General features: G+C 72.7%; 10 protein-coding genes. 4 read left to right on the top strand and 6 right to left on the bottom strand.

The window, feature by feature from the left end:
- From WD250_08350 to WD250_08340, 3 genes are all read left to right on the top strand, one after another.
- Positions 1 to 220, top strand: a 220-nt coding sequence (locus tag WD250_08350; protein MEX2620216.1) for an HNH endonuclease signature motif containing protein, incomplete at its 5' end; no start/stop codon positions are given.
- Positions 221 to 280: 60 nt separating this feature from the next.
- On the top strand, positions 281 to 718 hold the full coding sequence (locus WD250_08345; protein MEX2620215.1) for an MGMT family protein: 438 nt from the start codon (positions 281 to 283) through the stop codon (positions 716 to 718).
- Between the two features lie 362 nt (positions 719 to 1,080).
- Positions 1,081 to 2,028 carry a patatin-like phospholipase family protein gene (locus WD250_08340; GenBank protein ID MEX2620214.1) on the top strand — a complete coding sequence of 316 codons (948 nt, stop codon included), beginning with the start codon at positions 1,081 to 1,083 and terminating at the stop codon, positions 2,026 to 2,028.
- Here WD250_08340 and WD250_08335 read toward each other — a convergent pair.
- Positions 2,025 to 3,446, bottom strand: coding sequence for a wax ester/triacylglycerol synthase family O-acyltransferase (locus WD250_08335; protein ID MEX2620213.1), 1,422 nt, complete (start codon positions 3,444 to 3,446; stop codon positions 2,025 to 2,027). The two genes, WD250_08340 and WD250_08335, sit on opposite strands and share 4 nt — an antisense overlap.
- A gap of 92 nt (positions 3,447 to 3,538) precedes the next feature.
- On the bottom strand, positions 3,539 to 5,365 hold the full coding sequence (locus WD250_08330; protein ID MEX2620212.1) for an NAD+ synthase: 1,827 nt from the start codon (positions 5,363 to 5,365) through the stop codon (positions 3,539 to 3,541).
- Positions 5,366 to 5,460: 95 nt separating this feature from the next.
- On the opposite strand from WD250_08330, the gene WD250_08325 reads away from it, so the two are divergent.
- Entirely contained in the window at positions 5,461 to 6,459 is a 999-nt protein-coding gene (locus tag WD250_08325; GenBank protein ID MEX2620211.1) for a lytic transglycosylase domain-containing protein, read from the top strand.
- A gap of 161 nt (positions 6,460 to 6,620) precedes the next feature.
- Here the strand turns inward: WD250_08325 and WD250_08320 are convergent, their stop codons facing one another.
- From WD250_08320 to WD250_08305, 4 genes are all read right to left on the bottom strand, one after another.
- Positions 6,621 to 8,180, bottom strand: a complete 1,560-nt coding sequence (locus tag WD250_08320; protein MEX2620210.1) for an alpha/beta fold hydrolase — start codon at positions 8,178 to 8,180, stop codon at positions 6,621 to 6,623.
- Between the two features lie 277 nt (positions 8,181 to 8,457).
- On the bottom strand, positions 8,458 to 9,528 hold the full coding sequence (locus WD250_08315) for an S-layer homology domain-containing protein (protein MEX2620209.1): 1,071 nt from the start codon (positions 9,526 to 9,528) through the stop codon (positions 8,458 to 8,460).
- The gene (locus WD250_08310; protein MEX2620208.1) at positions 9,512 to 9,901 is read right to left on the bottom strand and encodes a hypothetical protein; all 390 of its coding nucleotides are present in this window, start codon (positions 9,899 to 9,901) and stop codon (positions 9,512 to 9,514) included. The genes WD250_08315 and WD250_08310 overlap by 17 nt, the downstream gene beginning before the upstream one ends.
- Before the next feature lie 594 nt (positions 9,902 to 10,495).
- On the bottom strand, positions 10,496 to 10,822 hold the full coding sequence (locus WD250_08305; protein ID MEX2620207.1) for a hypothetical protein: 327 nt from the start codon (positions 10,820 to 10,822) through the stop codon (positions 10,496 to 10,498).
- Between the last annotated feature and the right edge of the window lie 162 nt (positions 10,823 to 10,984).

Here is a 10,984-nt window from a genome sequence, read left to right as displayed (position 1 = left end):
CTGCGGCGCCCCCGCCTCCCACTGCCAACTCCACCACATCGTCTACCGCCGCCGCGACGGCGCCACCATCGTGGGCAACCTCGTGCTCGTCTGCTGGGCCTGCCACCACGACATCCACCACAACCACTGGACCGTCGTACGCACCAACAACCGCTACACCATCCGACGACCCGACACCACCCCGCTCGGGTTGGACCGCGAACGCAAAGATACGGGATAGCTGCCTTCATGCGAGCATGCGAGACTGCCCGTTGGTCGCCGCCGAACCGAGGAGAGCCTGATGGCCTGTCCGCGCCCCGGTGGAGGCAGCCGTGGCGTGACGGTGCCGCCCACCTTTGCCGAGCGCGTCGCCGCGGTGCTGGCGGACCTGTCCGTCGGCGATGTCGTCAGCTACGGCGAGGTCGCCGCCGCGGTGGGCGCCCGGGGGGCCGCCCGGGGGGTCGGCGGGGTGCTGCGCACCCTCGACGATGTGCCCTGGTGGCGCGTGGTGCGCGCCGACGGCTCGTTGGCTGCTCCGAAGCACGCCGAGCAGCGCCGGCGTCTGGAGGCCGAGGGTGTCACGGTCCGGTCGGGGCGCGCCTCGACCGGCCCGCCTCGGGTGCTGACCCGCCCCGGGATCCGCCCGGCGGAGGACCGCGGGGACGGGGTCACCCCTGGTGGAGCACCTCGACATGCACGTGCGGGTGCGCACCGGCGTAGCGGTCGATCTGCGAGCTGAATGGCAGCTGGCGGGAGCTGGCGGCCACGACGGTCTCGCCGGCATCCACCCGGTCGCCCGGCTGCAGGTCCACACCGTCGATGTGCATCATCCGCACCCGCAGCTCGGGACGGCCTTCGGGCACGAGCTCGGCACCAGCCGACCAAGCCGCCGAGACCCGCCGGACGGCTCAGGAGCGGAGGGCGGTCGGGTCTCCGGTCGCGCAGAGCGTGGTCGTGTGCTGGCATCCTGTGGCCTGGGGCGATGTGGCGCGATGCCCACGGCACCGCCAGTCCGGGTTCGACCCGCTTCCACGCTAGGTTGGTAGGTGTCACGCACAGCAACCGGCTCTGGAGAGGATGCGTGAGACGAGGATGCCGCGGGTGGGGTTGGTCCTTGGGGCCGGCGGGGTCGTCGGCCAGGCCTACCACGCCGGAGCGCTGCGGGCGGTGCAGGAGACGACCGGGTGGGACCCGCGCACCGCCGAGATCATCGTGGGCACCTCGGCGGGCGCGCACGTCGCTGCGCTGCTGCGCGCCGGGCTGTCCGTCCCAGACCTCGCCGCTCGCGCCGCTGGGGAGCCGCTGTCCCCGGAGGGCCAGCGGGTCGCGCGCCACATCGGCCCCCCCGAGCCGGTCCCCAAGCCCCGCCTGCGGGCGGTCGGCATGGCCTCGCCGGGTCTGCTGCTGCGTAGCATCACCCGCCCCTGGACGGCCCGGCCCGGGACCGTGGCCGCCGCGCTCATCCCGCGCGGGCGGGTCTCGCTCGAGCCGTTCGCGGCCCGCACCAACTGGCTCTTCGGCCACACTTGGCCGGAGGGCACGCTGTGGGTGCCCGCGGTCGGCCTGCACGACGGCAAGCGGGTGGTGTTCGGGCGCGAGGACGCGCCGCGCACCGAGGTCGGCACGGCGGTCGCGGCCTCCTGCGCGGTGCCCGGCTGGTTCGCCCCCGTGGTGGTCGACGGCCGCCACTACGTGGACGGCGGCGCGTACTCCACCACCAACCTCGACCTGGCCGCCGACCTCGGCCTCGACCTCGTCGTGGTGATCTCGCCGATGACGGTCGCCCGGGGCCTGCCCGTCGCGCGGCTGGACTACGCCGCGCGGGCCGGCCTGCGGTTCCGTCTCGCGGCCGAGGCGCGGGCGGTGCGCCGGGCCGGCACCCCGGTCGCCCTCCTCCAGCCGGCGGCGGCGGACCTGGCGGTCATGGGGGTCAACGCGATGAACCCGGGGCGGCGCAACCCCGTCGTCTCCCAGGCCTACGCGTCGACCTTGCGGATGCTGGAGCACCCCAACGCGCGCGACCCTTTCGCGGCGCTGGCGGCCGCCTAGCCGGCCTCGGCGGTCGCCGCGGCCAGCAGCTCGGCGATCGCGTCCTCCAGCCCGGCGCAGAAGACCTCGATGTCGGGCACGGCGTCGAAGTCGGCGGTCACCCCGAACGACAGCTGCCCCTGGTAGGAGAAGACGGCGACCCCGACGCGCGCGGGCGCGACGATGGCCGCGTAGGGGAAGGCCTCGATCATGCGCCGACCGAGTGCGTAGAGCGGCCGGCGCGGTCCGGGCGCGTTGGTCACGACGGTGTGGACGCTGTAGGCGCTCATGCGGCTCGCGGTGCGGGTCGCCACCCGGGTGCCCACGGCCAGCAGCAACGGGGGAGCGAAGCCGGACAGGGACGTCAGCGCCTCGGCGGCGACCGCCTGGCGGGAGCGTGCGATCCCCCCCGTCTGCTCGCGGATGGCGGCCAGGCGGGTGACCGGGTCGGCTCCACCGACGGGCAGCTCGACGACCACGGCGGTGATGCGGTCGCTGTACCCGCCGGTCCCGTCGGCCTGGACCGACATCGGCACCAGGCTGCGCACCACCCGGTACTCGGGCGGCTCGCCACGCGCGGTGAGCAGGTCGCGGAAGCCGCCGGCCACGGCGGCGAGCACCACGTCGTTGACCGTCACGCCCGGCACCGGACCCGCCGCGGCGCCAAGCCCCTGACGGATCGCCGCGACGTCGTCGAGGCTCGCCCGGGCCCACCCGTACCGCCGGTGCGGACCGATCGGGCCGATCAGCGAGGAGGGCGGCGCGGGACGGGTGCGCCCCGCCACCGTCGCGACCCCCCGGGCCACGCCGCCCACGCGCCGCAGGGCGCCCCGGGGGAGGTGCCGCAGCGACCGCACGGCGCTCAGCTGCTCGTAGGGGTTCGCGACGTAGTCGGCCACCGCGTCAGCCAGGAGCCGCGCCCCCGACGGCTCGGGCTCGGGGCGCCAGGTGTCGGGCACGGGTGCGGAGGGCTCGGGATGCTCGTCGAGCAGCACGGAGGACAGCGCGGTGTCGGTGATGCCGTCGACCAGCGCGTAGTGCGTCTTGGAGATCAGCGCCCAGCGGTCGTCCTGCAAACCCTCGACCACCCACATCTCCCACAGCGGCTTGGTGAGGTCCAGCTTGTTGGCCATCACCCGGCCGATGAGGTTGAGCAGCTGTTCGGGGCTGCCCGGGGAGGGCAGCCCGGTGTGGCGGATGTGGTAATCGGGATTGAAGTGGGGGTCGGGCGCCCACACGGGGCGGGCGATGTCGAAGGGGACGCGCCGGATCCGCTCGCGGTAGCGCGGCACGAGCGGCAGCTTGCCCACGATCATCGCGCGCAGGTCCGCGAACGGCGGGACGGGGCCCTCGAACACCGCGGTCGAGCCGAGGTGCAGGTGGGTGACGTCGTCCTCCATCGAGAGCAGCGACGCGTCGAGTCCGCCGAGCCTGGCCACTACGGTCTCCCCGGCGGTCGCGGCGGGCCTGCCACACCCGGCACCGCACTGCATCGACTCCGCGGGCTCCGACACGTCACGAGCATGAGCGCTCAGCCCTCCAGCACGGTGTCGAGGTCGGGGGCGTGCCCGGGGTCGGGCCGGTGATCACCCGGTGGGGTGATCCGCGGCCGGAAACCGTGCGTCAGCGGGACGCGCCGGTCGCGCCCGAAGGCCTTGGCCGTGACCTTCACACTGGGTGGCGCCTGCCGGCGGGTGGGCTCGTTGCGCTCGACGAGGTCGAGGACGCGCTGGACGACCGCGCGGTCGAAGCCGGCGTCGACGATCTCGTCGGGGGACCGGGCGAGCTCGACGAACTGCTCGATGATGGCATCCACCACCGGGTAGCTCGCCGGCAGGTCCCGGTCGGGGCGGGCGCTCGTGCGCTCGGCGGAGGGCGCCTTGCCGACGATGGCCTCGGGGATGACCTCGACGCCGCTGGCCCAGCCGAACTGCCGCCCGTCGACGCTGTTGCGCCACCGGCACAGCTCGTAGACGAGGGTCTTCGGCACGTCGCCCAGGGGTGCGAAGCTGCCTGCCAGGTCACCGAAGGGGGTCGCGAACCCGACGGCGACCTCGGTCTTGTTGGCCGTGGGCAGCACGACGCCGGTGAAGCGGTCGGCGAGGTCGAGCAGCAGCGCGCCGCGGGTGCGCGGCAGCAGCCCCTCGTTGGCGGCGACCACGTCCCCGCCGGTGAAGTGCGCATCGGCGGCCTTGCCCAGGGCCTTGTAGGGCTCGGTGACGTCGACGGACTCGAAGCGGATGCCGAGACGTCGGGCGAGCTCGGCGGCGTCGGTGATCGCCTCCGGCGGCGTCGGCGGGCCCGGCATGCACACCCCCCACACCCGTTCGGGCCCGAGCGCGTCGGTGGCCAGCGCGGCGACCAGCGCCGAGTCCACCCCGCCGGACAGCCCGATCAGGGCCAGGTCGTAGCCGTGGCGTCGCACGAAGTCAGCCAGGCTGAGCACGATCGCGCGGTAGACCTCCTCCAGTGCGCCGGGCGGGTCCACGAGGGGCGGGGGGTCGGGGGTCACCTCCTTGGGGCGCGCGGACGGCCGGCAGACGAAGGTCGCCCGGCGGGGCGGGGGGCGGTCGCGCGCGAACGTGAGGTCGACCGCGAAGCACGACTCGACGAAGGAGGGGGCGCGGGCGACGATGCGCCCGGCCGCGTCCGCCACCTGGGATCCCCCGTCGAACACCACGTCGTCCTGGCCCCCGACGTTGGCCGCGTAGACCACCGGGGTGCCGCAGCGGCGGGCCACGTCGGTGATGGTCGCCTCGCGCTCGGCCGCCTTGCCCTGGTGGTAGGGGGAGGCGTTGGCCGCGAGCAGCACCTGGGCGCCGTCGGCGGCCTGCGCGTCGGGGATGTCGGGCCGCCAGATGTCCTCGCAGATGACGATGCCGACCTCGGCGCCGGCGATCGTCCACGTCCCGCCGATCCGCGCCCCGGGCTCGAAGTAGCGGCGCTCGTCGAAGACCCCGTAGTTGGGCAGCAGCACCTTGCGGTACCGCCCGCGCACGCGACCGCGGTAGAGGATGGCGACCGCGTTGGCGAGCGTGCGGGGCGTCGAGTCAAGACTCGGGGGGACGGCCACCGGATCGACGAAGCCCACGATGCTCACGCAGTCGCCGGCCTGGGCGGCCAGCTCGCCGAGGGCTGCGAGGTTCTCGTCGACGAAGGCGCTGGCGTGCAGCAGGTCCTCGGGGGGATACCCGGTGATGGCCAGCTCCGGCAGCACGAGGACGTCCGCCTCGATCTCCTCGGCCCACGCCATCGTCGCGCCGATGCGGTCGCGGTTGCCGGCGATGTCGCCAACCGGCAGGTACAGCTGCCCGATCGCGGCCCGCAGCATTCGCCCGGACTGACCACCCTCTCGCATAGGTCCGGCAGCCTACTGGTCCGCGGCGCGCCGCACCGCGTCCGGGCACTCCGGATTCCCGCTGCACACGGCCCGCCACCACCTACCCTGTCCCCATGCGCCTTCCCCTTGCTGTGCTGCTTGCGGCTCTGTTGCTGCTGGCCATGTCCATCCCCGCCCCCGTGAGCGACACGCCCGGTGACCTGACCACGGCCGAGGCCGACGCCGCTGCGGCGGCGGCTGCGGCGACCTCCGTTGCGGACCCGCCCGCGCAGGAGCCGCCCGCCGCGGCCGAACCGGCGGTCACCGAGGATGCCGGCTCCCCGCCGGAGGCCGACGCGCTCGCGCTGCCGTCGGAGGGCGCACCGCAGGCCCCCGCGGACCCGGCCGCCCTGGCGGCGCTGCTGACCACGGCCGAGCAGGCCGTCCGTGACCCTGCGCGGGCGCCGGAGGAGCTGGAAGCCGCCGGCCACTGGCAGCAGGTCGCCTACCGCAAGCTGACCGAGCAGCCCGAGTGGCTCGAGGCGGTCCTCGCCGAGGTGCCCGAGAGGCTGCACGGCGCCGTGCGCGGCAACGTCGTGGCGGGCGCGCGCCTGCTCGACATGCACACCCCGAGCAACCCCAACCGCCCCGTGCGCGTGCTCGACCTGCCGAGCTGGCGCATCGTGGAGCCCCCGCCGGCCGACGAGCTGCGCGGCTACTACGAGGAGGCCGCGGCGGCGACCGGTGTCGACTGGACCTACCTGGCGGCCATCAACCTCGTCGAGACCCGCATGGGCCGCATCAGGGGCGTCAGCTCCGCCGGCGCGCAGGGGCCGATGCAGTTCATGCCCGCGACGTGGGCCGAGTGGGGCCAGGGCAGCGTCACCGACCACCGCGACGCGATCCTGGCCGCCGGCCGCTACCTGCAGTGGGGCGGCATGCCCGGCGACGTCAACGGGGCCCTGTTCCGCTACAACCGCGACACCCGCTACGTCGACGCCGTGCGCACCTACGCCGAGCAGATGCAGGGCGACCCCCGCGCCTACTACGGCTACTACCACTGGCAGGTCTACTACGACACGCGCGCCGAGAACGTGCTACTGCCCCACGGCTGGGACAACACCGGAGCCTGAGTCATGTCACGCGCTACATCAACTCACCCGGCGGCCTGGTCAGCGGGAGCTGAGCGGCACGCTGCGGCTCCCGCCTGGCGGTGCGGGGTCGAGGGCACCATCACGGTGCCCTGGACCCCACACCTTGGGCACCCATCGCGTGGCGATCACACGGTCCGGGGTCAGCCGGGGGCCTGGGCCAGGTCGGTGAGCAGCTGCAGCCGGCGGTCGGTCGCGCAGGAGCTGTCGGGTGCGGTGGTGGGATCGGCGAGGAAACCGGTCACGATCTCCTGGCCGCACAGCCCCAGCGCCTCCAGCGGCGAGTGCCCGACGTCGGGCACCTCGACCAGGTAGCTGGTCGCCAGGTCGTCGTGGACCTGCTCGCCGAGCTCCGGGGGGGTCACGTGGTCGAGCGCGCCGGTGAAGATCAGGGCCGGCACCCCGCTGTCCAGCGTCTGCTCGGCCGGGTCGTAGACGGCTTCGACGTCCCAGACGTCGCACACGCCGTCCAGCAGCTCCCCGCCGATCAGCGACCCGGGAGCCCAGTGCTGGCGGATGACCTCGGAGTCGACCTCGCCGAGGCTGGCGTCGAGCGTGGCCAGCGCGCCCTCACCCGAGCACAGCATCGAGAAGTGCATGCCGGTGGACACCCGCTCGAGCTCCTGCTCCAGGAGGGCGACGATCTGCGCCAGGGGCGCCAGCTCGCCGTCCTGGGCGAGGTCGACCAGCGCGGGCAGCGCCGCCACCCCGTCCGGGAGGTAGAAGAGCAGGAAGAGCCCGCCGAGGAACGTCGCGGGGGTGTAGGTGGTGGTCACCTCGCGGCCGCCGGGAGGCTGCACCGTCACCTCCTGGGGCTCGGCCTCGAGCCGGTCCACCGTCCGGGTGATGGCCTCCTCCAGGTCCCCGACCGCCTCGGCGCAGGCCGGGTCGTCCGCACAGGCGGTGACCACCCCCGCAAGCGCCTGCTCGAAGCCGCCCGCGATGCCGTCGACCCAGTTGGCGGTCGGGTCGATGGGTGAGTTCAGGATCAGCGAGCGGATGCCCTCGGGGTCGTGCTCGGCGGCCAGCAGGGCGAGCTGGCTGCCGTAGGAACCGCCACGGACGTCGATCTGGTCGTGGCCGAGGGCCCGGCGCACCACCGCGACGTCGCGGGCGTTGGCGAGGTGGTTGAACCCGTCGAGGTCGATGCCCTCGCCGGTCAGCCGCGACCGGCACGTCCGCAGCGCGTCGAGCAGGGCGTCGACGTCGTCGACCGCGGCCTGCGAGTCGATCTCGGCCACCTCGGGGCAGTTCAGCGCCGGGCGGCTCGAGCCCACCCCCCGCTGGTCCATGACGATGATGCGCGGCCCCACGTCGAACACCTGCCGGTACTGGGGCAGGGTGAGGAACGGCTCGATCACGATCTCGCCGGGGCCGCCGCCGAGTATCAGCAGGGGGTGCTCGTGCGCCGCTTCGTCCGAGCCGGACAGGACCGCCACGGCCACGTCGATCGTCTCGCCGTCGGGGTCGTCGTAGTGCAGCGGGACGGCGACCGTCCCGCACCGGATCTCCTCGCCCGCCAGCCCGGCGACCTCGATCCCGAAGCAGTCCGCATCCTCGCTGAAGGTCGCCTCGACGTCCTGGACCTCCACCGCTGCGGGTGTCTCGGCCTCGACGGGCGCCCCGTCCTCGGCCGGGTCGCAGCCGACGACCCAGAGGGCGGCGACCAGCGCCAGCAGCCAGCCGATGCGGTGCGATCGCACGTGCCTGTCCTTTGCCTCGGTGCTCGTGGGGCCGCCAGCCGGCCCGCTACACCGTACCCAGGCCCGGGGGCCGCACGCGGTGCACATCCCCCGCCGTGAAGGTCGAAAATCGCCTGGGTGCGGACGCCGTGAAGTTGCGGAGCGCCGAACTGCAGATCCGGCTGCAGACGGACACGTGGTTGCTCGACCCTGGGGAGGAAACCTGTGGCCACGTGGTCCTGCCACTGGCATCGTTTGAAGAAGTCCCTGGCCGCACTCTCATCGAAGACCGTCTCAGCTAGCGGCTAGCTGAGGTGGAAGGGCTAGGCGGCCTGACCTCGTCGAAGGTTCGGATGAGGAAGCTGGCCATCTGGTCGCGGCGCACGACGTCGTCCGGGCAGAACCGGTTCGCGCCGCAGCCCTGGGTGATGCCGGCCTCGGCAAGGGCAGCGATGTTGCCCGCGTGCACGCTGGAAGCGTTCACGTCAACGAACTCGGTGGTCCGCGGCGCACCGTCGATGCCGAGCAGGCGAGCCAGGAACGTGGCCATCTGCGCTCTCGTCACGCCGGCGTTGGGGCAGAACCGACCAGCGCCGCAGCCCCGGGTGATGCCCAGCTCGACGCCGAGCTCCGCGCTGGGCCCGAGCGTGTGCGCCCCGGTGTCGTCGAAGGAGGGCTCGTAGCCGTCGGTCACCACGATGGCCTGGGACCCGCTGATGTCGGCCCGGACCTCGTTGCGGCACAGCAGGTCCTCACCGGCCGCCCACGCCGGCACGCCCTCGCACAGCTCGATGAGGAGGCCGTAGAAGGCGTCACAGGTCTCGGAGCGCTGGAAGATCCATGTCCCTTGGCAGGCGACTGCCCAACCATCGGGATCCGACCCGACGAAGGCGTCGCACGCCGCCGGACGCGGGCTCTGGTCGGCGCAGTGCTGCTGGTACACGATGGCGTGGAACAGTCGGGAGGCGAAGGTCACGAGCTGGGCGCGGCTCACCGTGCGGGCCGGTGAGTACGTGGTCTCCGTGGTGCCCTGCGCGACCCCCGTCTCGGTCAGCCGGTCGATGGCGCCGCTGTGCACGGTGCCCGACGGGACGTCCTCGAAGCCGTCGCCGGGGTCGGGGTTGGGGTCGCCGTCGTCGTCGAAGACCGATGCGTCACGCTCGCCGAGATCGAAGGCATTCACACGGGCTGGCACGTCGTTGATGGCCACGCTGTCGTCCTGGATGGCGATGAAGAGCGAGTCGAAGCTCGCCGGATCGCCGGGGTCTTGGTCGCTCTCGTCGATCTGAAGCGCGAACACGGCGTCGTAGGTTCCCTCTGGGACCGAGCGGAGCGAGCCGACCACCTCGTGCTCACAGGAGTCGGTCACCTGCCACGTAGCCCCGCCAGGTGGGCTCCGAGCTGAAGCTGTCGGGGTGCTCCGCGCCGAGGTACTCCTCGATGCGCCACACCGAGGCCCCGAACTCGTAGCCGCACACGGCCTCGTCGTCGCTCGGGAAGGCGTCGTCGGGGTCGGGCTGGTGGGCCACCTCGACGACCCCGGTCCAGCTGCCGCCGGAGTTCTGCACCACCCGGACCTCACGGCCCACACCGCCGAAATCTGGATGATCGCGATGCTCATCGACCCACACACCCTCGATGAGCCGCTCGGCGTTCGGTGGCAACTCGTCGTCGGTGACGACGATCGCTGCCGCCGGGCGCACGAGCACCAGCAGTGGGAGCAGCAGCGACAGCGCCGCCACCGCTGCCAGTCCCTACCGAGACCGACCCACGCCGCCGACGTGACCGCTGGTCGCCGTGGCCCGCGTCTGTCCGCCCGGCACCGTCATCGCTTCCTCCTGATGTCGCCGTCATCCGGGAAGCCGCGACACGCTTCTAGCACCGCGCCGGCGGTCCCGTCAAACCTCCTCCCGGACGGGCCCGTGCCATGTCCCAGGACCCCGCGAGCCGCCGACGCCGACGTTGGCTCGCCAGGCGATCGCGCGCAGGACTGGACCGACGGTTGTTCCTCCGGGGAAACAATGCGGAGAGTGTTGTCCCAACTACAACAGTGGGCCTGAGGCGACATCTCTCGAACACGACCTGGGATGATGCGGTCGATGTCCTGCGGTTGGAGGTCGACCACCCGCCGCGACGGTGAGGGGGCTGCCGAGGAGGTCGGCAACCCGAATGCGCCTTGAGCCTCGGGCCGAACCGCAGATCCTGCTGCCGGACATGGGACCCGTCGTCCGAGCAATGGACTGCACCCACACTGGGCCGATGGTCGCATCCAGATCGAGCGTGCGGTCGCGGCCGGCGCCGGTGCCAACCCGAGCCCGGTGGCGAGCAACAACGTGCTATCCGGCTGTCCGAGGACCGGGCCTATGGCGCGACAGGGATACGACGTTGCTGCCCGCTGGCACGTCGATGAGGGCATCGCCAGCGGTAGACGTACGGAACTTCAGGACAACATTGAGGAGCGCATCAGGGTCTTCGGTGGCGGACAGGATGAGGGCGGCCGAGAGGATCTTTCGGTTGGCTCCCGCTCCTCGGCTGTTCGCTCGCTTCACGAGATCATCCAAGCGCTGATGGATGGGCAGTGGCCAGGAAACCCCGCCATTGCGCTCCCGGCACGCCGGCAACGGCTCGTTGAGGGCTTGCTGCACCTCCGGCTCGTTCGGCATGACAGCGCCTAGGATAGACATATGTATGGGAGACCTCTAATCACCGTAACCCAGCAGGCCCGGCCGAAGCGCCTCCGTCTGTTGATACAGGGGGTGACGTCTTCCAACCTTTCTGGGAGGGTGACGTCCTCACCGATGTGATGGCCCTTACAAGGAGACCCG

This window comes from Egibacteraceae bacterium, from assembly GCA_040905805.1.
Classification (GTDB): Bacteria; Actinomycetota; Nitriliruptoria; order Euzebyales; family Egibacteraceae; genus DATLGH01.
Note: the sequence above shows the minus strand (reverse complement) of the source record. Positions and strands in the feature narration are given on the sequence as shown.